The following is a 23,809-nucleotide window of genomic DNA, read 5'->3' as shown; positions in this document are numbered from 1 at the left end:
AAGATAGCATATGGGAGAAGCCGCCCAAAGGTGCGGCCGCGGACCGGATTTCCCGGGTTCCTAGTGTACGCCTTCTTCTTCCTCTTCGTACCACTGCTCAAGCTGGGCTTGAAGCGCGCGGATTTCAGTCAATAATGAGATCAGCGGATAATTGCTCTCCTGAATGGATGAAAAAGCGCGCTCCAGCCGGTTGATATAGGCCAGTCCGGATTCCGGTGAGTGCTCCTCGCGCAGTAGCTCCAGGGAATCGCATTCTGCTATAGCAAGCGGCAGATCCGGGATATCATCCGCGGTTAGCTTATCTATTTCTTTATTGAGGCGAAGATTGAGGGCGCTCAGCTGATACGCATATTCCTCCGGCATTTCTACGAATAGCAACTCCTGATGCTGCTGCAAAATTACATACCGCATTTTCGGCATAAGTCATTCTCCCTCCGAACTTGTCTTCCTTCTTGACAGTGTAGCCTATGGGCAAGTTACAATTCAAGTAGAGATCAGAATTTCTTGTGGAGAGGACTTGTGAGAGAGACAATGACTAGAATGAACAATGAAGAACTGCAACAGTGGATCGAGCAGGTATCGCAAGACAGCTTTGGTGTCCCTTTCCGGCACAAGGCCAGCTTTAACAGCCGGCTGAGCACAACGGGAGGAAGGTATTTTACGAAGAGTCACAATATCGAGATTAACCCGATGCAGCTGGAGATATTCGGCAGGGAAGAGACCGAGCGCATCATCAAACACGAGTTGTGCCATTATCATTTGCACTTGGCGAAGCGGGGATATATGCACCGGGATGCGGATTTCAAAAAACTGCTCGCAGTGGTCGGCGGCAGCCGGTTTTGCCAGACCCTGCCCGGAGCGAAGGCTCGTAAGCCGTTGCCTTACCGGTATAAGCTTGTCTGCACTGCCTGTTCTACAGAGTATCCGCGCAAACGCAAGGCCGATCCGAAGCGCTACCGCTGCGGCATTTGTGCCGGCAAGCTTAAGCTGATTGCACTGGAAGAAGGCCAAGGGAAAGCTAAATAGGAGTATCAAATATCGGGATCGGTCTTGATGATCAGGCCGAGAAGCCCTACGAAGGAAGCTGCCTGTTCTGCGGAAATAATACAGCCTGCGAGATCTTCAATATCGACATTCAGACCGGAGAAGCTGCAGTCGCTGAGATCGATATCTTTTAACCTGCAGCCAGCGAAGGTAGCCTGATCGATTTCGCATTCCAGGAATTCGACTTGGTTCAGACTGGCCTGATAATAATCACTGCTGACCAGCCGGCAGTTCGCAAAAGCCGTTCCTTTCAACTTACCGAACCGGAAGCTGGCAAAATCCCCGATACAATCCACCATGCGTACATTCTGAAATCGTCCCCTGCTGAAATCCGTTCCGGTCAGTTTACAGTTCCGGAATTCTGTCCGGTGCACAAAAGCGTCGCTGAAGTTTACATTAGACAAATCGCAATTTTCAAATATCACATCCGTCAGTTCAATGGCATGCAGTGTGGACTCAGTAATGGTTACATTTCGAAAAACTACTTTATCGAACGAGACCCTGGACGCTTCCTGATATTCAATCAGACAGTCGCTGATAAGGCACTGGCTGATTTCTTCCTTCGTTAGCAGAGTATCAATTTGCTGTAAGAGCAGAGAATCCGCATCGGTTATTTTGGGTGAATCAATCTTGTTTTTCATCTATGGCCTCCAGGTAACTATTAATTGATGCTTCTACTTCAGCTTGCCCATTCCCAGATTTACCCGATAGTTGCCGAACTCCAGCAGCTGGTCCAGAAAGGTTGCCAGTTCCTCCTGATCTTTGGCGTATACGCGCATCCAGTAACACCCTTCACCGCTGACCCGGTGCAGCTCAGCCACACTCTCATGGCCCAAGGCAAATTGTTGAAAAAGCGGATGTGATTTGTTCGTACTCAGGAACACAGTGATCAAAGCGTGAATGCTCTTTCCAAGCTTCTGTGGATTCCATCGCACGGTATAGCCCTCTATAATGTCCAGCTCCCGCATTCTGCGGATTCGCGCGCCTACCGCCTGGCCTGTCATGTGTATTTTCTCCCCAATTTCCTTCTGGGTTAACCGAGAATCTTCTATTATATATTGTAGAATTCTGTAATCTGTTTCATCTATTGTGTAGTCGTCCATTTGTACGATAATTCCTTTCCGGGTGAAAGCAGAACTGCCCAATCTCTTTCGCCGCACAATGTATTCTGACCGAAGAGGCGTCTATACTTAGATTGTAGCAGAAGACAGGATGGATGAAAGAGGTGTTTTTTTGATGAAAGTTCAGCTTATCCGCAACGCAGCCCTCTGGTTGGAATACGCCGGTACTTCGTTTCTGGTGGATCCCATGTTTAGTGAACAAGAGGCGAATCCGCCTATTCCGAATACTGCCAACGCACGTAATAACCCTTTGGTACCTTTGCCGGGGCCGGTTCAGCAGTGGCTTTCGCCTGATGCTGTGCTAGTCACACATTTGCACCGGGATCATTGGGATACAGCCGCAGTGTCTCTATTGCCGCATGAGCTTCCAGTTCTATGTCAGGATGGGGATGGAGAGACGCTCAGGGGGCAGGGTTTTGAGCATGTATCCGTGATTGGGGACAATGAGATTTCAAACTTCCAGAACACAACCCTGAAGCGGACAGGCGGCCGGCATGGCACTGGAGAAATCGGAGAGCTTATGGGGAAGGTGTCCGGTTTTGTGTTTCGCGCCGAAGGCGAACCTGTCTTGTATATAGCAGGCGACACGATTTGGTGCGATGAAGTGAAGCAGGCCCTGGATGAGCACAGACCCGAAGTTATCATCGTAAATAGCGGAGGAGCGCAGTTTCTGAACGGAGGGCATATTACGATGAATGAGCAAGATATTGTGGATCTGTGCAACTATGTGCCTGAGGCAGCTGTGATTGCTGTGCATATGGAGGCCATCAACCATTGTAGGGTTACCCGTGAACATCTTAGAGCTAGGCTGGAGCAGGAGGGACTGCTGGACCGGGTCAAGATTCCGGGAGATGGAGAGTGGTGCTGATCCAGCACGTGAAAACGATATCAAAGTTATGCGATAAGCTTGACTAGACCACAAAATCATGATAAATTATTTCTTGTTCATGTGAATGTTCCCTGATAGCTCAGTTGGTAGAGCACTCGACTGTTAATCGAGTTGTCACAGGTTCGAGTCCTGTTCGGGGAGCCATTTTCTTGGAGAGATACCCAAGTGGCTATAAGGGGACCCTCTGCTAAGGGGTTAGACTGCGTAAGCGGTGCGAGGGTTCGAATCCCTCTCTCTCCGTTCTGAATACACTTCCCTGCTCGGGATGAGAACCCTCAGTGGTTCGTTGGAGCATAAGCTTCGTAAGGAATACATCGCAATCTTTCGCGAAGCGAGAGTATCCCTCTCTCTCCGTTCTGAATACACTTGCATAACTTTATAAACTATATCATGTAAGAGAGCTTCCTGATGGAAGCTCTTTTTTGTTTTTCACATTCATACAAAATGCTTCGAAACCCTTTCTCCTCCGATGAAGAATCTGTTGATGCAACTCATTACTCCTTTAGTTAATTGAAGGATTGATGCTGTAAAGAGACAAAAGTTATATTATTTTCGGAAAATCAAAGTATTGTTATGAAAAAGGAATAAGCTACCAAAAGCTGCTTGCTTCAAAAACCTCTGATTTTCTTCACTTTCCTTCGAAATATTCCATTGCGGCACTCAATGTAACCTATATCTAACTAAATATGTTAAGTTAATTTACATATAAATCTGAATTTTCTATTACATTACATTTTTATTAGTGACGGGGGTATAACCCTGTGTTAATATAAATAACATCAAAGAGGTCGAAAAGAAAAAACCGTGTGAGCTTGGAGAAAGGGATTAAGATTATACGCGGAAAAGGGGATGGCGATGGAGTATTTCATTCAGCAATTAATTAACGGGATTTCAGTAGGTAGTATCTACGCTCTGATCGCCCTTGGTTACACCATGGTATACGGTATTATCAAGCTGATCAATTTTGCTCACGGGGATGTCTTTATGGTGGGGTCGTTTATCGGACTGTACAGTGCTAAATATTTGGCGGATGCAGGTTTTCCTCCGATTGTCGTTCTGCTCCTGTCGCTGGTCATTTCGATGACGATTAGTGCGCTGCTTGGCATAACGATTGAACGCCTAGCCTACAAACCGCTGCGCAAATCCACACGCATTGCTGCGCTGATTACTGCCATAGGGGTATCGTTTCTTCTCGAATATACCGGAGTGCTCATTCTCGGGCCTCAGGCCCAAGGCTTCCCGGATATCATGGATAAGAAACAGTACACGCTGTTCGGATCTTCGATTCAAGTGGAATCCAATCAAGTGATGATTCTGCTAACAACGATAATTCTTATGCTTATCCTGCAGTATATTGTCCGTTATACCAAAACCGGCAAAGCCATGCGTGCGGTATCGTTCGATGTGGAGGCGGCGCGATTGATGGGGATCAACGTAGACCGTACCATTTCGGCAACCTTTGCCATCGGATCGGCGCTTGCAGCTGCAGCTGGCGTGATTTTCGGTATGACTTATAATTCCGTCGATCCACTGATGGGTGTGATGCCAGGGCTTAAGGCCTTTGTTGCTGCAGTACTTGGAGGAATCGGAAGTATTCCTGGAGCGCTGGTTGGCGGATTGCTGCTCGGAACGGTGGAGACGGAGATTTCCTCACTCGGATTCTCCTCCTGGCGTGATGGTGTGGCCTTTGCCGTATTGATTCTGATCCTGATTTTTAAACCATCTGGGCTGTTTGGAAAGAATGTCCGGGAGAAAGTGTAGGAGGGAATCAGCGTGAAAAAGCTAAATAAAAATTTCTGGGTGGGAATTATTGTTGCCCTGGCCTTCTACGGAATTGTTCAAGTTCTTTTAACAACGGGAGTATTCGGTGATGTAACGAGATCCATGCTGCTTTTGATCGGTGTGAACATTATGCTGGCGGTCTCCCTCAATCTGATTACCGGGATTACCGGACAATTTTCCATTGGGCATGCCGGGTTTATGTCGGTAGGGGCTTATACGTCTGCAATTCTGACGCTTGACTATAATGTTCCCTTTGTTCCGGCGATCATTGCCGGTGGTCTGCTTGCTGCGGTGTTCGGTGTGTTGATCGGCATGCCGACGCTGCGCCTGAATGGTGACTATCTGGCGATTGCCACCCTTGGGTTCGGTGAAATTATCCGGATCATTATGCTGAATACAGAGTATGTCGGCGGTGCATCAGGACTGAGCGGTATTCCAGCCAAAACCACATGGACCATGCTGTTCCTGTTCACTTTGGTCACCGTAGTTGTAATCAACAACTTCATCCGATCTACGCACGGCCGGGCTTGTATCGCCATCCGTGAGAATGAAATTGCTGCTGAGGCGATGGGGATCAATACGACCCGTTACAAGATTATCGCTTTTACCATTGGTGCTTTGTTCGCCGGTATGGCGGGCGGGTTGTCAGCCCATACGTTCTATGTTATCACTCCAGGCAGTTTCAACTTCCTGAAGTCGTTCGAAATCATCGTTATGGTCGTTCTCGGGGGACTTGGCAGCACAGCCGGTTCGATCGTTGGAGCGGTCTTTGTTACACTGCTCTACACTTACTTGCGTGAATTCCCGGAGTGGCGGATGATTATCTATTCTATTGTTTTGATCCTGATGATGATCTTCCGTCCTAGCGGCCTGCTTGGCAAAACCAGATTCTCTCTGGGCAATTTCGGCAAAAAGGAGGCCAAGGCAAATGACGCAATCAGCGAAAGTAGTGCTCCTTGATGTTCAAGAGGCCAGCCGGTCTTTTGGCGGACTTAAAGCCCTTAGTGAAGTTTCCCTCCATATTGACAAAGGCGAGCTTATCGGACTGATCGGCCCGAATGGTGCAGGTAAAACAACATTGTTCAACCTGCTGACCGGAGTATACCCTCCCTCCACTGGCAGCATCATCCTTAACAACGAATCCATCGGCGGCATGAAGCCCTATAAGATTAATCATAAAGGGGCAGCCCGCACGTTTCAGAACATCCGGTTGTTCACATCCATGACCGTGCTGGAAAATGTGAAAATAGCCTTTCACCAGCATGCTAGACACTCGTTATTCTCCTCGATGCTCCGGCTGCCGAAGCATTTCAAGGGTGAGGATGAAATTACACAGAAAGCCATGGATATTCTGAAGATATTCAATCTGGCCGAGCAAAGTGGCGAGGTTGCCAGCAATCTCAGTTACGGGAACCAGCGGCGTCTTGAAATTGCACGTGCTCTGGCTGCCGGGCCAAAGTTGTTACTGCTGGACGAACCGGCTGCTGGTATGAACCCGAATGAGACCCGTGATCTGATGAACCTCATTGCCTGGATCCGCAAGGAATTTGATCTTACGATTCTCCTGATTGAACATGATATGTCTCTTGTTATGGGCGTCTGCGACCGGATTTATGTGCTTGACCGCGGTATCCTGATTGCAAATGGCACACCTGCGGAGATTCGGAGCAATCCGAAGGTCATCGAAGCGTATTTGGGACAGGAGGCGTAAGGGTATGCTCAAAGTACAGGGGATCAATGTTTATTACGGAGCCATTCATGCTCTGAAAGATCTAAGCATTGAAGTGAAACAAGGAGAGATTGTCACCCTAATCGGTGCCAATGGTGCCGGCAAGTCGACGCTGCTCAAGACGCTTTCAGGCCTGCTTAAGCCTAAGACAGGCGCTATTGAATTTCTGGATAAATCCATTACGAACCAGAGTGTTCAGGCGATTGTGAAGCAAGGGCTTATTCATTGTCCCGAAGGACGGCGTGTATTCGCCAATATGTCGGTAGAGGAGAATCTGGAGCTTGGCGCATACCTGCAGAGTCCCACGAGCCTGGCGGCTGACTTCGAGAGAGTCTACAACACCTTCCCGAGACTTCTGGAGCGCAAGAAGCAGCAGGCCGGAACCTTATCCGGTGGGGAGCAGCAGATGCTTGCTATGGGCCGCGCCTTAATGGGACACCCCAAGCTGCTATTGCTGGATGAACCGTCCATGGGGCTTGCACCGCTTCTGGTTCAGGATATTTTCAAAATTGTCAAAGAAGTCAACGATGCCGGCACAACGGTACTGCTCGTGGAGCAGAATGCTCATCAGGCCCTCAAAATTGCCCATCGCGCTTATGTGCTGGAGACGGGCAGAGTGGTGCTGGAAGGAGACGCCAAGGAATTGGCGGATTCCGAAGAGATTAAGATGGCCTATCTCGGACACTAAGTCTGTCAGGCCTTACAATGCGGCATCACGGAAATATCATATAAAAATTCAATTAATCGGGAGGCTGGGAGAAACTATGAAGAAAATTGGGGCCATTATTTTGTCGGCAGTACTGACAGCAGTATTAGCATCGGGCTGTGGTAACAACAACACAGAGAACAGCGGCAACTCTGCAAACAGCGGCAACTCTGCAAACAGCGGCAACGCTGGCGGGGACACCATCAAAATCGGTGCTGACCTTGAACTCACAGGCGGCCAGGCTTCTTTCGGCGACTCCGCATCAAAAGGCGCGAAGCTGGCTGTACAGCAGATTAACGACGCGGGCGGGATCCTGGGCAAGAAGCTGGAACTGATAGTAGCTGATAATGCCTCGAAGTCCGAGGAAGCCACGCAGGTTGCGCAAAAACTGATTTCTAACGATAAAGTTGTAACCATTATTGGTGCCTCCACATCGACTAACACACTGGGTATCGTTCCGGTGGTAACCGAAAAAGAAATTCCACTCGTAGCAGTGGGCGCCACCAATCCGAAGGTTACTGTGGATGAACGTACCACCAAAGTGAACGAATGGGTATTCCGCGCTGCATTTATCGATCCTTTCCAAGGCCAGGTTATGGCTAATTTCGCCCTGGATTCCCTGAAAGCCAAGACTGCAGTAATCTACACCGATACTTCGAGTGACTATTCCAAAGGTCTGCAGAAGTTCTTCGAAGAAACCTTCAAAGCCAAAGGCGGCGAAGTGCTGAGCCAAGAGTCTTATCAACAGAAGGATTCGGACTTCAAAGCCGTGCTGACCCGTATCAAAGCCGCTAACCCGGATGTGATCTATCTGCCAGGCTACTATGAAGAAGTCGGTAAAATTCTGAAGCAGGCACGTGAGATGGGGATCACTGCTCCATTCCTGGGCGGAGATGGCTGGGATTCTCCACAGCTGGCTGAAATCGCCGGTGCAGAGGCTCTGAATGACACTTACATGTCCAATCACTACTCGCCGGAAGATACAGCTACTGAAGTTACCAGCTTCGTGGATGCTTACAAAGCGGCTAATGGCGGAGCAGTGCCAGACGGTATGGCGGCTCTGGGTTATGACGCGTTGAAGCTGGTTGCCGATGCCATCACCCGTGCCGGAGAAGCAGACCCTGCCAAGATCAAAGATGCTTTGGCGGCAACCAAAGACCTGCAGCTGGCGACCGGCAAAATTACGCTCAACGAAACGCATGATCCTGTAAAAGCAGCAGTTGTACTGAAATTCGTTGACGGCAAGCAAACGTTCGAAACGAAGGTTAATCCTTAAGCTTAGCTTGCGCATATGATAAAATAAACAGTATCTCTTGAAAAGAAAGGCTCCATTTGGGCCTTTCTTTTCGCATCCTATACAGTGTAGGTTTATACCTCATCACATCCAAGGAGGCGATAAAATGATTGTCGGCGTACCCAAAGAAATCAAGAACAATGAGAATCGTGTTGCAATTACTCCAGCCGGAGTGGAAGCGCTCCGCAGAGCAGGCCATGAGGTGTTCGTTGAACAGTGGGCGGGTTCGGGCAGTGGTTTTGATGATAGTGAGTATCTGAATAAGGGTGCAAGAATCGTGGAGTCCGCGGCTGAAGTGTGGAGCAAGGCAGATATGATTATAAAAGTGAAAGAGCCGCTACCGGAAGAGTACGCTTATTTCCGCAAGGGTTTGATCCTGTTCACCTATCTGCATCTGGCTCCCGAAGCCGGATTGACCGCAACCCTAGTGGAGAGTGGCGTAACAGCGGTCGGGTATGAGACGATTCAGCTGGAGGATGGCTCCTTACCGCTGCTCATTCCTATGAGTGAAGTAGCAGGAAGGATGGCGGTTCAGATTGGAGCAGGGCTACTAGAGAAACCGCATGGCGGCAAAGGTGTGCTGCTTGGTGGAGTTCCCGGTGTTATGCCGGGCGAAGTGGTGATTGTCGGTGGGGGCATCGTCGGTACGAATGCAGCCAAGGTTGCACTTGGGTTGGGAGCAAGAGTTACCGTACTAGATGTGAATGCGAACCGGCTCCGGGCTCTTGATGATATTTTTGGCGGGCGTCTGGTTACTATCATGTCGGATTCTTATCATATTGAACAAGCTGTCCGCAAAGCGGATCTGCTGATTGGCGCAGTACTGATTCCGGGTGCCCGGGCACCCAAGCTGGTAAAAGAGTATATGGTGCAGCAAATGGCGGAAGGTTCAGTCATTGTGGATGTGGCGGTCGATCAGGGCGGTTCGATAGAGACGATTGACCGGATCACAACTCATGAGCATCCGACCTATGTGAAGCACGGGGTTGTCCATTATGCTGTGGCTAATATGCCGGGGGCTGTGGCCCGGACCTCGACACTGGCGCTTACCAATGTGACCATTCCCTATGCCTTACAGATTGCTAATCTGGGCATTCATGTTGCTGCGTTGAACAATGCTGCCTTAGCCAGAGGGATTAACGTGGCCGCCGGGTATGTAACGAATCAGGCCGTAGCACAAAGTCTAGGCTATGAAGCCGCTAATGGCATAGAGGTGCTGGCTACTGCCGGAGGACGAATCTAAGTGCAGATGCTCGGACAGATATCTTTGGGATGGGAGCTGAAAAATAGCGGGGAGGACGAGTTGAAGACTGAGGAGCCTCCCGCTATTTGATGTGAAAAAAACTTCTTGTCAAAATCCGTTCTGTTTGATATACTCATTTTTGTTGTGACAAACACATAAGTTATCAATCATGGCTCGTTGGTCAAGGGGTTAAGACACCTCCCTTTCACGGAGGTAACATGGGTTCGAATCCCATACGAGTCACCATATGCGGTAGTGGTGGAATGGCAGACACGCTATCTTGAGGGGGTAGTGGGTGTATACCCGTGGAGGTTCGAGTCCTCTCTACCGCATACAGTCACAATAGACCGCTCCTGAATCAGGTATTAAATCTGATGAGGAGCGGTTTTTTTGTATAGGAACAGGTTAGTCACACGGAAGGAAACAGCTAAGATGGAGGCAAGCCCAAAAGCTCCGAAATCTGACGCCGGTAGCGTTCAGCTCTACGGGAGCCGTGGATCAGGTTGGACAGGCGATAAGGCGGAATGTCATAGATCTCGCAGAACTTTTTCTGGTCCAGGTGCAGCTCTGTCAGGCGCTGTTTGATTGCCCAGCCGTATGGGGTTATGGGACGTTTACTGTTCAAAAGGATCTCACCTCTTATCGACTATCCAGCCGTATGATATAATGGGAGAAGAAATAATAATAGTTAATTATATACTTTTTTACGTCATTTTACAATATTAATTACGCAAATAAGTGTGTCCAAATATAGTGGAAGGCGGTTGGCATATGCAGTCCATCTACGACCGAATTGAATACTTGATTAAGCAGAAGGGGATCACCAAGAAATCATTCTGTGAACAGTTGAATATTAGTACTGGGAATATGGGAGATTGGAAAAGAGGGAAGTCAACACCCGGGACGCATAAGCTCATCGAGATTGGGGCTTTTTTTCATGTGAGCCTGGATTGGCTGATCTTAGGCAATAAACCACCAGAAATGGTGCGTGAAGGTTCGGAGGAGTATTTTTTTGGACAAATGCGGCAACTGAATTGCCAAAGTAATGATCTGTTGCCTGAAGAGCAGAATTTCATTAAGGAATATATCGCCTTCACCCAATACCGCAAGCAAAAGGAAATGGGAGGAAATTCCTAATAACGGCATCTTTACTTTTCGTAAAAATCGATTTATAATATTGAATGTTGGCCTCAAACAATGCTTTACCGTTTTATTCACCGCGCGGTAGTGGTGGAATGGCAGACACGCTATCTTGAGGGGGTAGTGGGTGTATACCCGTGGAGGTTCGAGTCCTCTCTACCGCATAACATTGCATAACGCAGCAAAGCCCTTCGTGAGAAGGGCTTTTTTGTATTCTATTGGGCATTACACTACTAGCTGTTACTTAAAGAAAAGTACATAGTCCGCATAAAAAAGAGACTTTTTCTCACAGGCATTCCGTCCTGAATGAAGAGTCTCTTTCGTTTATGAGGTGATTAATTTCCAAGCAGCTTGGCGATATCCGCTTCAATCTGATCTGGCGTAGTCTGCGGTGCGAACCGCTTGAGTACCCGGCCCTCTTGGTCAACCAGGAACTTGGTGAAATTCCATTTGATGCTCTTCGAGCCCAGTATGCCTGGTGCTTCCTTGGTGAGGTATTTGAACAACGGATGAGCTTTGTCGCCTTTCACGTCAATCTTTTCATACATTGGGAAGGTTACACCATAATTGATCTCGCAGAACTCTGCGATATCTTCACTTCCGCCCGGCTCCTGCTCGTTGAACTGATTGCTCGGGAAGCCAAGCACTTCAAACCCGCGGTCTTTGAATTTATCGTACATTTCCTGGAGACCTTTATACTGGGGAGTAAGTCCGCACTTACTGGCTGTATTGACGACGAGGAGCACTTTGCCTTTGTACTTGGATAGGGATTCTTCCTGGCCTCGCAGGGTGTTCGCTTCAAACTCATAAATACTCATGGATAATTCCTCCCGAAAATGATTTATCACAATTCAATTGTACACTATTTATCGAAAGAAGCAAGCCGAATGGAGGTGACAATAATATATATTCGTTTCAAATGGCGTCTGTTGTTTAAGTTATCAGTATGCATACGTAAAAAATCGGCTTGAAAAGGAGCGATTGGACGATGACAGCATTAAAAATGAAGGCTTTATACACTGCTTCAGCTACAGTACGGGGCGGACGTGAGGGTTCAGTAGAATCCTCGGATGGTGCACTCAAGCATGATCTGAAAATGCCGAAGGAACTGGGTGGACCAGGGGGCATGGGTACCAATCCGGAGCAGTTGTTCGCTGCTGGCTATGGTGCGTGTTATGAAAGTGCGCTGGCGAATATTGCCCGTAAAGAGGGTGTGAAGCTTCAGGATGTAGTTGTGACTTCCAATGTGCTGATCGGCAAGGATGAGAGCGATGGAGGCTTCAAACTGGCGGTAAGATTGGATGTGAGTCTGCCCGGCATTGAACGTGAAAAGGCCGAAGAACTGGCCGAGAAGGCGCATGCATTCTGCCCTTACTCCAAGGCAACCCGCGGCAATATTGAGGTTGAACTTAACGTGTTGTAACCATTGTAAGAGTCGGAATTGTAACATTAACTGCATACCGTGTGTATCTAATATGAACCGGACAGGGATGTCCGGTTTTTTGACGCTGACTCTATATCTAATGGGATATCCAAGTGGTTATCTGGAAATAATGTCTAAATGGAGTCGGGATGAATCAGACAAACGTATAAATGCCAGTCCAGAGAGTCAGCTTTGGTTGACATCAACCCTAAAATTCTTTAATATGTCTAAGTATCTGTTAATGTCGCGTGTACTATTTAACTACCAAAAATTTAAATAATGGGTGATGAAGATGTCTTACAGACCGAATATTACGAATGTGACCAAAGCCAGCAGCAACGATAAGGAAGGATTGTACGAGTTCATTATCAAGCTTGCTGATGGAACGGAGTGCCGCGCGTTCTACAATCGGTTTCCGGAATGGAAAATGACGAACATCAGCCGCCTGCTTAAGACACCATGTCCGGTATGCCGCAAAGACTTCATCTGTAAATGCATGGAGGCTTTCACAGCTGATTTCGAAGGGCAAATGATCGGGGACGAATGGATCGACAAGGCAATCGCAGAATAACTTAAACGGACGGATCATGACGGCGCGGGAGCTTATCCCGCGTTTTTGTTTTTTTCAGGATATCGCATAGTGTATACTTTCCTGAGAGAAGGGGGGAGCAACATGGAGAAAGAGCAAGCTGCAGCCATGGAAGACAAGTCTATTGTGCTGATCGACGGGGTCTGCCATCTGTGTCAGGGTGTGGTCCGCTTTATTATTCCGCGCGATCCCAAAGGCAGGTTCCTGTTTGCCCCTTTGCAGAGCGAAATTTCCCGTGAGTTGATGAAAGACAGCGGTCTTGTGCCGGGGCAGTTGAACACAGTAGTCCTGCTGGAGGATGGGATCTTCTATACGGAATCGGCTGCTGTGCTGCGGATTGCCCGCAGACTGCGTTTTCCATGGCCGGCTGCTTATCTGCTCATTGCTGTCCCCCGGCCGCTGCGCAATGCCCTGTACAGATTGGTAGCCAGGAACCGTTACCGCTGGTTCGGCAGGGATGAGCAGTGCCTGGTGCCGACGCCGGAGATCCGGCAACGGTTTCTGTGAGAGGTTATGAAGAAACAAAAAACGCGGCAGATACTCCCGGCAGGAGTCTGCTGCGTTTTTTTATATCAGGAAATTTTAAATTAGTCTACTTGGTCAGCGGCTCCATCTTGAGATTGTAAGTCTCAACCAGCTTCCATTTGCCATCTGCTGATTTCTTGAGGGTTGTCACGGTTTCAGCCCGGAAGTCGGTGAACTGCGGACCCTTCAGCTTTTTGGAGGTTAGAACAGCATAGATGGCGGCCTCGTTATTATTGTAATAAATGATTTTGGAAGACTCTACAGCAGACTCCAAGTCATACGCGGCGAAAAGCTGTTTATAGGTCTGTTCGCTCTGCTCATATGCCGGAGATGATTCGTCTATTGTAGACATTATACCGCTGAGGTCTTCTTTGTTGGAGTAATCTGTATTGGCTTGCAGCACAGCTTTTATCTGATCTTCATCAGCAGCGGGGGCAGACGTTTTGGCTTCAAGGATTCCGTCAGGCAGGGAATATTGAATCGCCTTAATCTGCACATTGTTGATGAGCCAGTCGGAACTGCCGGTGTTTTTGGAGAGTGAATAAATGTACTCTGAGGTGCTGTCAGGTGTAAAGGCTCCGCTGTTTCTAACGGCTGTTTCCACTACGTCCACTGTCGCTTCCTTCGCCTGAACATCGATAATATCCATTGAGACAATCGCTGTGGTTGTATCCGTTGCTATCATCTGCTCTTTGAGTGCAGGGGCGGCTGCGGCAAGCGGCGACTTCGGATCAATCAGACTCAGGAATCCCTCAAAATCATTTTTGTTGGAATAGCTGACGTATTTATCAAAAAGCTCCGAGATTCCCTTTGTCACGGCACTGCTCTGATTGCTTTTGATTTCTACGGTATTGGCTTTGGCGTTCCAGGTGACACTGTTGCCTGTCGCTTCGCCTACGAAACGGAGAGGGATATAGGTGACGTTATTGATCATTTTGGGTGCAGTAGTAAGTTGCTTCACCGTTCCGTTCACACTTGCTTTTTTGCTGCCAAGCTGCAGAATGATCGTCAGGCCCTCTTTTGAGGCAGTAATCGTGCTTGTCTTAGCATCCCATACCAGGGTGAGTCCCAGCTTCGCAAAAATAGGGCGCATGGGAACGAGGATGGCATCATGGTCTTTGACCGGTGCACTGGTGCTTAGATTCAGCTTTTGCTGATCGATGGTTACGATAATAGGTTGGTCTGCCGCTGCTGCTGCAGATACGCTGATGGCACCGGATAAGGCCAGAACTGCAAGAAAACCGGGTACGAGCTTCATGTGTTGGTAATCCCCTTTGTTATGATTTGTGTTAGATAAATTATGAGCTTATGTATTATACATAGGGACGGGGGACTTGAGAATATCCAGTACTGGATATGGGAGTTCATGGGATTTTGGAGTAATGGAAAAAAAGCTATTGCTGTGCTCTTATATATATGCTACTATTGCTGTAAATTATAGGAATTGTAACGGAAGCACCGTTCAATGACCGTATCCCACGGTTATTGGCGGTGCTTTTTTTGCGTCTTTATACAGAAAGGAGAGTGGAAGTATGGCGGCAAGAATCGTGCTCGCAGTCCGGGAGAGCCAGTACATTGAGCCATTACTGCACTATATTCACCATAGTGAATATGGAGGGATGCTGCGGATCAGCGCTTTCAGCCGGTTTGATACGTTTATGGAATACATGAACGGAGAGGAGGTGCCGGATGCTGTGGTTGCCGATCCTTCTTTTATCGAGGCCTGGCTGGTGGAGGGGAAGAATACCGTTCCGTGGGCGGTTCTCAGCGATGTAGGGGACGTCCGCGGCAAACCTTCCGGAAATCTGGCGGGCGGACAGGTGATTGCAAAGTATCAATCGCTTCCCTCTCTGCTGGACTCTATTCTCCAGTTGTGTGATGTGAAGCGCAGCAGAATGGCATCTATCCCCAAGGAGGAGACGCTGCTGATTGGAGTTCTTTCCGCCAGTGGCAGCAGCGGCAAAACGACGCTTGCCCTCAACTTGGCCAAGCAGCTTGGAGGGCTGGGATTGTCTGTTTTTTATCTGAATCTGGAGAGTGTGGATAGCAGCGGATTGTATCTGCGTATGCCGGATGGAAATGCCCCCGGTCTGGAGCGGCTGCTCTACGAACTGAAGTCGAATGAAGGGGAAGGAGGTCAAGTAAAGGCAGAGCTGGAGCTTGAAAGGTACGTAATCCGGCACGAGAGTCTAAGGAGTGAAGCCTTCAGACCTGTGGAGAATCTTAAGGAAAAGCTGCAAATGACACGCAAGGATACGCTGGATGTGCTGGAACAGCTGTCCGGGTCAGGGCGCTATGATGTTGTCATTGTTGATACGGGAGCCCTTGAAGAGGAGCAAACCCAGGCAGTCCTCCACAGATGCGGACTTCTGCTCTGGGTAGTGACGGGATCTAAGACCAGTCAGCATAAGACTGCGGGGTGGCTGAAGCACTGCAGTAATCCACACGCTGGAATTCTGCAGGAGGTTGCTGCCAAAAGCAGGTTTGTCATGAACCTTGCAGCTGATGCGCATAACGCAGGGATTCTTCCTGAAGGGATACAGATGGATACTGTGCTTCCTTATATTCCATCCTGGAGTATGCAGCACCATGGGGAGCTGTGTCTCAATTCCCCGCAATTCATGACGGGTGTGCAGCAGCTATGCTCAGGAGTCATTGAACCGGCACTGCCTCATGTCTTTACCGGGAATGTATATGAATGAGGAAATGTTCAGGTCGCTGCGCAGTGAGATTCGTTCCGGACTGGATCTGACTTCTGCTGTAGGCAACCGTGAGCTTACCGCTTATATAGAGCGGACGGTTCTTGCGCGGGATAGCCTGCGGTATTTGACGGCACAAGAGAAACATGCCCTGGTCAAGAAGCTGTTTGATTCCTTCCGGGGGCTGGATGTACTGCAGCCGCTGGTGGATAATCCGGCTATCACCGAGATCATGATTAACAGTCATGATGAAATCTTTGTTGAGGAGGAGGGGCAGATCCGGCGCCTGCCACTGGCTTTTGAGTCCAGAAGCCGGCTCGAGGATATTATCCAGTCTGTGGTATCGGGTGTGAACCGGGTGGTTAATGATTCCTCACCAATTGTTGATGCGCGGCTGAAGGATGGTTCCCGTGTCAATATCGTTCTGCCGCCGGTAGCTCTCAAGGGACCGGCGATGACCATCCGTAAGTTTCCCGAAACTCCGATGACAATGAACGAGCTGATCCGCCGGGAAGCCATAAGCGCGGAAGCAGCGGAAATGCTGCAGATGCTTGTGGTGGCCAAATACAATATTTTTATCAGCGGCGGCACAGGGTCGGGTAAAACTACTTTTCTGAATGCTTTGTCACAATTCATTCCGCCGCAGGAACGCGTGATCACTATAGAGGATTCAGCGGAGCTGCAGATCGTGACCGTGCCGAATCTCGTCTCACTGGAGACGAGAAACGCCAATACGGAGGGACGCGGCGAGATCACCATCCGTGATCTCATTCGCTCCTCGCTGCGGATGCGGCCTAACCGTATTGTAGTCGGCGAGGTCCGGGGAGCAGAATGCCTCGATATGCTGCAGGCGATGAATACAGGCCATGATGGCTCACTCAGTACTGGGCACTCCAACAGTGCGCAAGATATGCTCAGCCGTCTGGAAACGATGGTACTTAGTGCAGCCGATTTGCCGGTGTCGGTTGTCCGGCAGCAGATTGGCTCCGCAATTGATATCTTCGTGCATCTATCGCGTCTGCGTGACCGATCACGCCGGGTGATGGAAATATGTGAGGTTACCGGGGTCCAGGAAGGCGAGGTGGTACTGCGTCCGCTATATGAATTCCGTGAAACAGGGGAGAAGAACGGGCGGGTACAAGGGGGCCTGATTCCCAGTGGGAATCCCATGCTGCATACCGCCAAGCTCAGAATGGCTGGAATCTACAAGAAGGAGAAAGCACTTTGATCTCATTGAAACAAAAACCGAATAGACAGCGTGATACCAGAGCGGAGACACAGCTTCCTGATTATACGCTGTACCTATTAACCTCATTGCAAAAAGTCACATCGATGCTGGCTGGCGGAACGCTGCTATGGGCAACCGGATATCTATTTTATCACCATGTGCTGCTGTCACTGCTGCTGGTGCCAGGTGGGGCATATGCTCCACGGCTGCTGCGTGACTATCTGCACCGGCGGCGCCGTGCTGCACTCAATCTGCAATTTAAGCAAATGCTGTTCTCGCTTTCTTCTTCCCTGTCCGCCGGCCGCTCGGTTGAGAATGCATTTCGTGAAGCAGTGCAGGACCTGCTCATGCTTGACCCGGAAGGGGGCGGCGATATGATCTTTGAGCTCAACATCATCTGTACACGCATGGAGTACGGGCAGCCGGTAGAAGAGGCGTTGAATGACTTTAGCAAACGGGCCGGCATGGAAGATGTTGAGCGGTTCGCGGATGTATTCTCTGTCTGTAAGCGTACTGGGGGTGACCTGGTAGAGATCGTGAGGCGTACTTCAACCATCATCGGCGAGAAGCTGGATATTCAGCAGGATATTGCCGTCAGTATCGCCCAGAAGAAATTTGAGGCCAAGGCCCTATTGGTTTCGCCGCTCATTATGGTGATTTTCATGAGTCTTACAGCAGGTGATTATATGGAGCCTATGTATACAGGTGCAGGGATAGCTATTTCTACGCTAGCTCTCGGGGTGCTGTTCTTATGTTATCTGTGGACATCCAGAATCATGAATATTCCCCTGTAAAGGAGGTGAAATAAATGATTTGGCTAAGCGGAGCCATCATGCTGTTATTGACACTCGGATGGGGCCTGCTCCGCCTGAAATGCGGCAACCGCTACGCGGGATTACGTGCCATTCCCATGGAAGGGCTGCGGTTGCGGCGGCTTGGTGAACCGTTCCTTTGGCTGATCGACAGATGGAAGCTTGGAAGCCATGCTCCAACTGTCATGTTCCGGATGCAACGTTCACTTCAGCGGACCTACGGAAACCGTTACAGCGCGGAGCGCACACTGCTTTTTATGGGAGAGATGATCACTTATAGTTGGCTGTTCCTGACAGCTGGATGTGCGTATACGCTATTTAGCGGGGAGACAACCGGAGTGGCACTAGGTGGGGTACTGGCGGTTATATTACCGGTTGCCCAGGTTAGTGACCTGCATAAGAAGGTTCGGCTCCGGGAACAGAATATCATGCTTGAGCTTCCGGAACTGCTGAACAGCATTGTGCTTCTGGTGGGTGCAGGAGAGACGGTGCAGCGGGCAATCATCCGTTGTGTGGAAAGCCGCAGAGGAGATATGACACACCCGCTCTATAAGGAGTTATACAAAATGACTGATGAGTGGGACAGTGGCTATTCGTTTCAGCAGGCTTTTGAGAATTTCAGTAAACGCTGTGCGGTGCAGGAAGTCTCGTTATTCACTACCACGGTACTGCTTAATTACCGCAGGGGCGGAGCGGATTTTGTCCTGTCGCTGCGTGATCTTTCGCGGATACTCTGGGAGAAACGGAAATCTATCAGCCGGACACGTGGGGAGCAGGCTTCCTCGAAACTGGTTTTTCCAATGGTGGTTATCTTTCTGATTGTTATTGTGCTGGTGGGAACACCGGCGTTCATGATGCTCAAAATGTAAAAGGAGGAAGCTGATGATGAGTTCAATGATGGTGGAGGCTGCAAAGAGCTTTTGGAAGGATGAGGAAGGGTTGGGTACATTGGAGATGATTATGATCATCGCTGTGTTGATTGCGGTAGTGCTTCTTTTTAAGGACAAAATACAGGACGTAGTTGAAGCTTTGATTAAAACAGCCGGTGAAAAGAGCCAGGAAGTTTTCGAGTGAGCACACTCCGGAAAGACGAGGGCAGCTTTACGATTGAAGCCTCTCTACTGTTGCCGATCATTATGTGCATCACTATGCTGCTGCTGTTCTTCTGCTTGTACAGCTATCAGAAGTCGATGCTGCTGCAGGTAGCTTCAGCCGCTACGGAACGTGCCGCCTACAATTGGGATAACAGCCGCAAAGAAACCAAAGGTTCTTACGCTATTGGCGAATACGACTCTCTCTATTGGCGCATTGGAGACGATGATCTGCTCTCCTCTTTGTTCGGTATCGATGCACCAAATGGTGGAGCATCGATTACGCTGCCTGCAGCCGGGGAAGAGGGTGCACTGCCTGTGGTCAAGCTAACGCATGCATCTGCTATGATTCCGGAAAATATGCCAGGAGAGATGAACTATGCTTATAGCCTTACGGGGCGTAAAGTCAGCGCAGAGCTGAAGCGGATGCTGAATTTGCCTGTGCTGGATGAGATTCTGTCAGATAAGGCAGTGCCGGTGGTGCAGGCCCGTTCCGTGGTTGCCGAACCTGTAGAGTTCATTCGGACCATTGATCTTATGCGTTACTATGGGGCCAAATTTAAGGGTAATACGGAAAACGCTAAGTCAGGGACAGGCATGGATAGGAAAAATGCTGCCGTCATGCTGAACAAGCTGCATTGAACACGAGGATCCGTATTGAAATACAGGGATCCATTATCAATGGCTGGGAGCAGCAACAGCGGCAAGGAAGGAGGAGAAGATGGATTGAAGAAGGTCGTAGGGCGTATGTTCAGGAAATCTGAAGGTTCAGTCTCTATCTTTTTAATTATGGTGCTGGCATTTGTCTTTCTGTTTACCGCGGTACTGATCGACTATGCGCGCATTGCCGCTGTAAATGTGCAGGAAGAGCGTTTGGCCAGGGCTGCGGTCCGCTCAGTCATGTCTTCTTATGATATCGAACTGAAAGATAAGTACGGATTGTTTGCCTATGGCGGCAATGATGGTGATCAGCTTTTGGCCAGTGTGCTGAATGATAATCTGTATGAGAGCGGACGGGGCGATTCTTTTAATCTGCTGCCTTTGGGTCTGGATTCCTCCTCCTTGAGCTGGAGCCGTCCGCTTGGAAGCTATGACATCTTCCGCCGTCAGATTGTGGAAGAGATGAAATACAAGGCACCGATTGATTTTGCCCTGGAGCTGGCCGGCAAGTTCAAGCCCATGTCGACGGCCATGGGCGAAGCTTCACGGACAACCAAAGTACTCGGCAAGCTGCAGCCGTTGTACGATGAGCGTGAGGAAGCATTGGATCAGATGATGAAATTGCGGAAGCAGGCAGGGGAGAGTGGACAAGCACTACAGGAGCTTATCATGAATCCGCCTGGTGGAAGTATCTTGTCTGCTCCCATAGGCAACATTGGCACTGCAGCAGATATTCCAGCTATGTACGGAGACTATGTAGATAAATATAATGCCGATTTGTATCGTGAAGAGAAGAAGCCTGCACGATACCAGGGGCTTTTGGCGTCATATCTACAGCAATCCAGTCAACTGCTTGCCCGCTTTTCCGGTACACAGGCTGCTTATCAGGAGAAACAGGTACGTTATTTAGAGGAAGCGGAAGCCGCACTGGATAATGTGAAAACTCTGAATGGTGAAATGAATAGCCTGCTTGAGCAGTCCCGGAACAGTGGGCCGGATTCTGCTCAGGACTCAGCACGTGATTGGGATATCCCGAACACTTCTGCTGAATTAAGTGCAGATCCTATTAAAAAGCTGCGGGAGCAGGAGGATTCGCTTATCCTCAAGGCAAGTGAGATCAGCACGATGGATAACAGCTTGTCGGCACAGCGGGCGGCTTCGCAGACTGTGGTAGAGAAGGCGGCCCTTATACCAGGCAGCTTGAGCTCAGCTTCTGGACTGAATGCTGATATTTCCAGTATGAACGCCAGTATTCTCAACGCTTCAGAAGCGGTAAGCAATTATATAAGCAATTATGGAAACGCGGGGACGCTCATTGCTGGTGAAAGTGCTCAAATTGAAGCCCATCGCACCTATGATGCTCAGCGCAAGCAGATAGAGCAGGAAGCGAAAGGCAAGCTTAGCGATGCGATGAAGCTGCTGGACCAGATCCGCGGGCTTGGCGCGAGTGCTGGCGAAGCTATGAAGCGGTATCAGAGCCTGCATGAGTATTACAAGGATAATATTGCTTTCAACTCGGGAGCTGACCAGGGAACAGAGACAGGAATGTCCGATCAGAATCCCTATACTGCCGGGAGCACCGCGATGGTCAAAGTGGACAGTCTCTACAGTGCAATGGGCAATATGATGGAAGGGGCCAGGGACAGACTGTTTCAGACAGAGTATTCAGCGCTGTATTTTCCTCCCTTTGATATTTCCCGGCTGGCTGGTCTGGCTTCAAGCTCTATAGATGAAAGCGCTGGTATGCTGGCGGATCAGCTTGATCCAAATGCCCAGGAGCTAGAGTATATTCTGTATGGATTTTATAATCCTGCGGGGAATATAGCGGCGGCTTACGGAGAGATTTTTGCAGTACGGCTGGCTATACGTACTATGGAAGGATTCACAGAATGCGCTGGACTTGCCAATCCCTTGCTTATATTGGCTTCAGCACTTCTGTACGGAGTTGAGCAGGCTGTACAGGATATGCTGATGTTATGCACGAATGGTGAAATTCCATTGTCCAAGTACATACCCGTCAAACTGAGCTACCGGGACTACCTGCGTTTGTTTCTGGTACTGCATGGAGGCGGTGATGTTCAATTGTCGCGTATGCTCGCCTTAATCCGGCTGAATACCGGAAGTAATCCGGATGAGAAATTCACATACACAGCAGCAAATATCAAAATGGCTATGCCGTTATGGTTTTTGCCGGGAGTGGTGAAGCTGCTGGACTATAGCGCAGGTCTTTCCGGTGAAGTGAAGGGCAAATTATATTTCCGGAATGTGCAGGCTGATTTTTCTTACTAGCGGGAGGTTGAACCAGGTGGGATATAGGAATCGGAGACAAGAAAATCCGGGAACTGAAGGCAGTATGGTAGTTGAAGCCGCAATGGTCCTGCCTATGTTTCTGCTCTTTGTTCTGTTCCTGATCTTCATCGTGCAAATGACCTTATATTCGACGGCTCTGCAGAGCACGGCTTCAGATACAGTTAAGGTAATCTCGACTCATATGTACCCTGCTGCATTGGCAGCGCAGAAATGGGGGGAGAAAGGAGATACTGTCAGCGGGTCTGATGAATCAGGAGAGGTTCCGGGTGATGCCGCATCACCGGATAAATGGAGCGTCCCACGGCTCTCACTTGAAGAATGGAGTGATAGCTATGTGGCTGATCTGCCGCAGCCCATAGCGGATTGGGTCAGCACGGCCGTGAAGCGGGGCGAGGAACCTTTGCAGGAATTGCAGGCAGAGGCATCTGAAGCAGCGCTAGATCTGGCGCTCAAACCTGTAATAAAGCCTTATCTTTCAACGGACTGGCTGGATTATGACCGCATACATGTTTCGAATGTGATTGTTCCGGACCTGAAGACGGGGGAGAAGCCATACTTTGGACTCGTTATGAGCTATGCGCTGCCGATGAAGGTTCCTTTTCTGAATCAGCGCATTGTGCTTGAGGCCAGTGCGGTGGAACGGTTGTGGATAGGGAATGTAGATGCGGTAGGGAATGAAGGCAGCGCAGAAGGTGAAGAAGAGCATAGTAACATTGTGATTCTGGAGAAACCCAATCCTGGAATAGCGAATCACCAGGGCATGATTCGGGTCAAGATTCCGCCAAATGCTTCTGCGAGCTTGTCTATCTTCTATAAAAGCGGCCAGAGTACCGCTAAATATCTGGGGTCGAAGCAGGCGGATGAGAACGGATATCTCGAGTGGGAATGGAAAATCGGGGTTAACACAACACCGGGAACCTGGCCTTTTGTTATTCAACTGGAGGATGGAACCTCTCTGGAGGCGACTTTTACTGTGGTGAAAAGAAATCAAGTGGAAGAAGGGAAAGGATAATGACGGTATGGGCATTCTGGGGCTGCCTGCCATTCCTGACAGTAGCACTCCTTATGGATATCCGTTTCATGAGAATACCGAACTGGATTACGCTTCCGCTGCTGATTGCCGGATTGATTGCACAAGGGGTGATTGCCGGACGTCACGGAATTCTAATGTCTATATGCGGTGCAGGTACAGGGTTGTTACTGCTGCTGATCATGCATCTCTTGGGGGCAGTTGGTGCCGGGGACGTAAAGCTTTTTGCAGGGATTGGTGCCTGGACTGGAATATTATTTACGCTGCAGGTCACTGTATATTCTGTTCTGTTCGGCGCAGTGATTGGTTGGATCATCGTCCTCGCCAGGCGAGAAACGGGGAGCCGTGTAAGGGGAATGATCAGCAGAAGTGCCGGGTTTCTCATGCTCCGGGATTCCCGGATATTGAAGATAGGCAGCAAGGAAGCGTTGAAATTCCCTTTTATGCTGGCGGTTATGCCAGGCTTCATCTGCGCTTATTTGTACTTATAATGA

27 protein-coding genes and 5 tRNA genes are annotated in these 23,809 nt (G+C 49.3%); 26 read left to right on the top strand and 6 right to left on the bottom strand.

All coding sequences use genetic code 11. The features are described from left to right. Nucleotides 1-60: 60 nt before the first annotated feature. Nucleotides 61-420, bottom strand: a complete 360-nt coding sequence (locus AC0MA3_RS10525) for a hydrolase/acyltransferase (RefSeq protein WP_474656121.1) — start codon at nucleotides 418-420, stop codon at nucleotides 61-63. Between the two features lie 120 nt (nucleotides 421-540). Here AC0MA3_RS10525 and AC0MA3_RS10520 point away from each other — a divergent pair, with 120 nt between their 5' ends. After that, nucleotides 541-1,026 carry a SprT family protein gene (locus tag AC0MA3_RS10520; protein WP_474656254.1) on the top strand — a complete coding sequence of 162 codons (486 nt, stop codon included), beginning with the start codon at nucleotides 541-543 and terminating at the stop codon, nucleotides 1,024-1,026. Between the two features lie 5 nt (nucleotides 1,027-1,031). Here the strand turns inward: AC0MA3_RS10520 and AC0MA3_RS10515 are convergent, their stop codons facing one another. Together AC0MA3_RS10515 and AC0MA3_RS10510 are read right to left on the bottom strand one after the other, a co-directional pair. After that, nucleotides 1,032-1,685: a pentapeptide repeat-containing protein gene (locus AC0MA3_RS10515; RefSeq protein WP_474656120.1), complete on the bottom strand. Its 654-nt coding sequence runs from the start codon at nucleotides 1,683-1,685 to the stop codon at nucleotides 1,032-1,034. 33 nt (nucleotides 1,686-1,718) lie between these two features. Beyond that, on the bottom strand, nucleotides 1,719-2,147 hold the full coding sequence (locus tag AC0MA3_RS10510) for an Lrp/AsnC family transcriptional regulator (RefSeq protein ID WP_474656119.1): 429 nt from the start codon (nucleotides 2,145-2,147) through the stop codon (nucleotides 1,719-1,721). 133 nt (nucleotides 2,148-2,280) lie between these two features. On the opposite strand from AC0MA3_RS10510, the gene AC0MA3_RS10505 reads away from it, so the two are divergent. The 11 genes from AC0MA3_RS10505 to AC0MA3_RS10455 all read left to right on the top strand — a co-directional run bounded on the left by AC0MA3_RS10505 (nucleotide 2,281) and on the right by AC0MA3_RS10455 (nucleotide 10,140). Then, complete coding sequence (locus AC0MA3_RS10505) at nucleotides 2,281-3,033, top strand: MBL fold metallo-hydrolase (protein WP_474656118.1); 753 nt, start codon at nucleotides 2,281-2,283, stop codon at nucleotides 3,031-3,033. Between the two features lie 89 nt (nucleotides 3,034-3,122). Then, nucleotides 3,123-3,198: transfer RNA gene (locus AC0MA3_RS10500), tRNA-Asn, on the top strand. 7 nt (nucleotides 3,199-3,205) lie between these two features. Next, nucleotides 3,206-3,294: transfer RNA gene (locus AC0MA3_RS10495), tRNA-Ser, on the top strand. Between the two features lie 615 nt (nucleotides 3,295-3,909). Further along, the gene (locus AC0MA3_RS10490) at nucleotides 3,910-4,815 is read left to right on the top strand and encodes a branched-chain amino acid ABC transporter permease (RefSeq protein ID WP_474656117.1); all 906 of its coding nucleotides are present in this window, start codon (nucleotides 3,910-3,912) and stop codon (nucleotides 4,813-4,815) included. Between the two features lie 12 nt (nucleotides 4,816-4,827). Then, on the top strand, nucleotides 4,828-5,796 hold the full coding sequence (locus AC0MA3_RS10485; protein WP_474656116.1) for a branched-chain amino acid ABC transporter permease: 969 nt from the start codon (nucleotides 4,828-4,830) through the stop codon (nucleotides 5,794-5,796). After that, a complete protein-coding gene (locus tag AC0MA3_RS10480; protein ID WP_474656115.1) occupies nucleotides 5,765-6,547 on the top strand; it encodes an ABC transporter ATP-binding protein in 783 nt (260 codons plus the stop codon). The genes AC0MA3_RS10485 and AC0MA3_RS10480 overlap by 32 nt, the downstream gene beginning before the upstream one ends. Nucleotides 6,548-6,551: 4 nt before the next feature. Beyond that, nucleotides 6,552-7,253 (top strand): ABC transporter ATP-binding protein, encoded by a 702-nt coding sequence (locus AC0MA3_RS10475; RefSeq protein ID WP_474656114.1) that lies wholly within the window; start codon nucleotides 6,552-6,554, stop codon nucleotides 7,251-7,253. 76 nt (nucleotides 7,254-7,329) lie between these two features. After that, on the top strand, nucleotides 7,330-8,547 hold the full coding sequence (locus AC0MA3_RS10470; RefSeq protein WP_474656113.1) for an ABC transporter substrate-binding protein: 1,218 nt from the start codon (nucleotides 7,330-7,332) through the stop codon (nucleotides 8,545-8,547). A gap of 124 nt (nucleotides 8,548-8,671) precedes the next feature. Further along, nucleotides 8,672-9,808, top strand: a complete 1,137-nt coding sequence (gene ald, locus AC0MA3_RS10465; protein ID WP_474656112.1) for an alanine dehydrogenase — start codon at nucleotides 8,672-8,674, stop codon at nucleotides 9,806-9,808. Nucleotides 9,809-9,979: 171 nt separating this feature from the next. After that, nucleotides 9,980-10,054 (top strand) — tRNA-Glu (locus AC0MA3_RS10460). A 3-nt stretch (nucleotides 10,055-10,057) separates the two neighbouring features. Continuing rightward, nucleotides 10,058-10,140: transfer RNA gene (locus AC0MA3_RS10455), tRNA-Leu, on the top strand. Nucleotides 10,141-10,235: 95 nt separating this feature from the next. On the opposite strand, the gene AC0MA3_RS10450 is transcribed toward AC0MA3_RS10455, so the two are convergent. Then, nucleotides 10,236-10,433, bottom strand: a complete 198-nt coding sequence (locus AC0MA3_RS10450; RefSeq protein ID WP_379154963.1) for an XRE family transcriptional regulator — start codon at nucleotides 10,431-10,433, stop codon at nucleotides 10,236-10,238. A gap of 146 nt (nucleotides 10,434-10,579) precedes the next feature. Here AC0MA3_RS10450 and AC0MA3_RS10445 point away from each other — a divergent pair, with 146 nt between their 5' ends. Beyond that, nucleotides 10,580-10,945, top strand: coding sequence for a helix-turn-helix domain-containing protein (locus tag AC0MA3_RS10445; protein ID WP_474656111.1), 366 nt, complete (start codon nucleotides 10,580-10,582; stop codon nucleotides 10,943-10,945). Between the two features lie 84 nt (nucleotides 10,946-11,029). Continuing rightward, nucleotides 11,030-11,112: transfer RNA gene (locus tag AC0MA3_RS10440), tRNA-Leu, on the top strand. 171 nt (nucleotides 11,113-11,283) lie between these two features. On the opposite strand, the gene AC0MA3_RS10435 is transcribed toward AC0MA3_RS10440, so the two are convergent. Further along, nucleotides 11,284-11,766 (bottom strand): glutathione peroxidase, encoded by a 483-nt coding sequence (locus AC0MA3_RS10435; protein WP_379154969.1) that lies wholly within the window; start codon nucleotides 11,764-11,766, stop codon nucleotides 11,284-11,286. 185 nt (nucleotides 11,767-11,951) lie between these two features. Between AC0MA3_RS10435 and AC0MA3_RS10430 the strand changes: the two genes are divergently transcribed. From AC0MA3_RS10430 to AC0MA3_RS10420, 3 genes are all read left to right on the top strand, one after another. Beyond that, on the top strand, nucleotides 11,952-12,371 hold the full coding sequence (locus AC0MA3_RS10430; protein WP_474656253.1) for an organic hydroperoxide resistance protein: 420 nt from the start codon (nucleotides 11,952-11,954) through the stop codon (nucleotides 12,369-12,371). Nucleotides 12,372-12,663: 292 nt separating this feature from the next. Further along, nucleotides 12,664-12,942: a hypothetical protein gene (locus AC0MA3_RS10425; RefSeq protein ID WP_379154971.1), complete on the top strand. Its 279-nt coding sequence runs from the start codon at nucleotides 12,664-12,666 to the stop codon at nucleotides 12,940-12,942. A gap of 102 nt (nucleotides 12,943-13,044) precedes the next feature. Further along, entirely contained in the window at nucleotides 13,045-13,467 is a 423-nt protein-coding gene (locus AC0MA3_RS10420) for a thiol-disulfide oxidoreductase DCC family protein (protein ID WP_474656110.1), read from the top strand. Between the two features lie 85 nt (nucleotides 13,468-13,552). Here the strand turns inward: AC0MA3_RS10420 and AC0MA3_RS10415 are convergent, their stop codons facing one another. Continuing rightward, nucleotides 13,553-14,743 carry a copper amine oxidase N-terminal domain-containing protein gene (locus AC0MA3_RS10415; RefSeq protein WP_474656109.1) on the bottom strand — a complete coding sequence of 397 codons (1,191 nt, stop codon included), beginning with the start codon at nucleotides 14,741-14,743 and terminating at the stop codon, nucleotides 13,553-13,555. A 274-nt stretch (nucleotides 14,744-15,017) separates the two neighbouring features. Between AC0MA3_RS10415 and AC0MA3_RS10410 the strand changes: the two genes are divergently transcribed. The 9 genes from AC0MA3_RS10410 (at nucleotide 15,018) to AC0MA3_RS10370 (ending at nucleotide 23,806) form a co-directional block, all read left to right on the top strand. After that, nucleotides 15,018-16,187, top strand: coding sequence for a CpaE/TadZ family protein (locus tag AC0MA3_RS10410; RefSeq protein WP_474656108.1), 1,170 nt, complete (start codon nucleotides 15,018-15,020; stop codon nucleotides 16,185-16,187). Then, complete coding sequence (locus AC0MA3_RS10405) at nucleotides 16,180-17,412, top strand: CpaF family protein (protein WP_474656107.1); 1,233 nt, start codon at nucleotides 16,180-16,182, stop codon at nucleotides 17,410-17,412. Before AC0MA3_RS10410 ends, AC0MA3_RS10405 begins: the two co-directional genes overlap by 8 nt. Continuing rightward, nucleotides 17,409-18,206 (top strand): type II secretion system F family protein, encoded by a 798-nt coding sequence (locus AC0MA3_RS10400; RefSeq protein ID WP_474656106.1) that lies wholly within the window; start codon nucleotides 17,409-17,411, stop codon nucleotides 18,204-18,206. Before AC0MA3_RS10405 ends, AC0MA3_RS10400 begins: the two co-directional genes overlap by 4 nt. Before the next feature lie 14 nt (nucleotides 18,207-18,220). After that, nucleotides 18,221-19,093: a type II secretion system F family protein gene (locus AC0MA3_RS10395; protein WP_474656105.1), complete on the top strand. Its 873-nt coding sequence runs from the start codon at nucleotides 18,221-18,223 to the stop codon at nucleotides 19,091-19,093. Between the two features lie 13 nt (nucleotides 19,094-19,106). After that, nucleotides 19,107-19,298, top strand: coding sequence for a Flp1 family type IVb pilin (locus AC0MA3_RS10390; RefSeq protein ID WP_474656104.1), 192 nt, complete (start codon nucleotides 19,107-19,109; stop codon nucleotides 19,296-19,298). Beyond that, nucleotides 19,295-19,957 carry a TadE/TadG family type IV pilus assembly protein gene (locus tag AC0MA3_RS10385; protein WP_474656103.1) on the top strand — a complete coding sequence of 221 codons (663 nt, stop codon included), beginning with the start codon at nucleotides 19,295-19,297 and terminating at the stop codon, nucleotides 19,955-19,957. Before AC0MA3_RS10390 ends, AC0MA3_RS10385 begins: the two co-directional genes overlap by 4 nt. An 84-nt stretch (nucleotides 19,958-20,041) precedes the next feature. Then, a complete protein-coding gene (locus tag AC0MA3_RS10380) occupies nucleotides 20,042-22,264 on the top strand; it encodes a hypothetical protein (protein WP_474656102.1) in 2,223 nt (740 codons plus the stop codon). A gap of 16 nt (nucleotides 22,265-22,280) precedes the next feature. Further along, complete coding sequence (locus tag AC0MA3_RS10375; RefSeq protein WP_474656101.1) at nucleotides 22,281-23,297, top strand: pilus assembly protein; 1,017 nt, start codon at nucleotides 22,281-22,283, stop codon at nucleotides 23,295-23,297. Next, nucleotides 23,297-23,806, top strand: a complete 510-nt coding sequence (locus AC0MA3_RS10370; protein ID WP_474656100.1) for an A24 family peptidase — start codon at nucleotides 23,297-23,299, stop codon at nucleotides 23,804-23,806. The genes AC0MA3_RS10375 and AC0MA3_RS10370 overlap by 1 nt, the downstream gene beginning before the upstream one ends. Nucleotides 23,807-23,809: the final 3 nt, after the last annotated feature.

The sequence above is a fragment of the Paenibacillus sp. LS-5 genome (assembly GCF_056121505.1).
The sequence above is the reverse complement of the archived record's forward strand: the minus strand, read 5'-3'. Positions and strand labels throughout refer to the sequence as shown.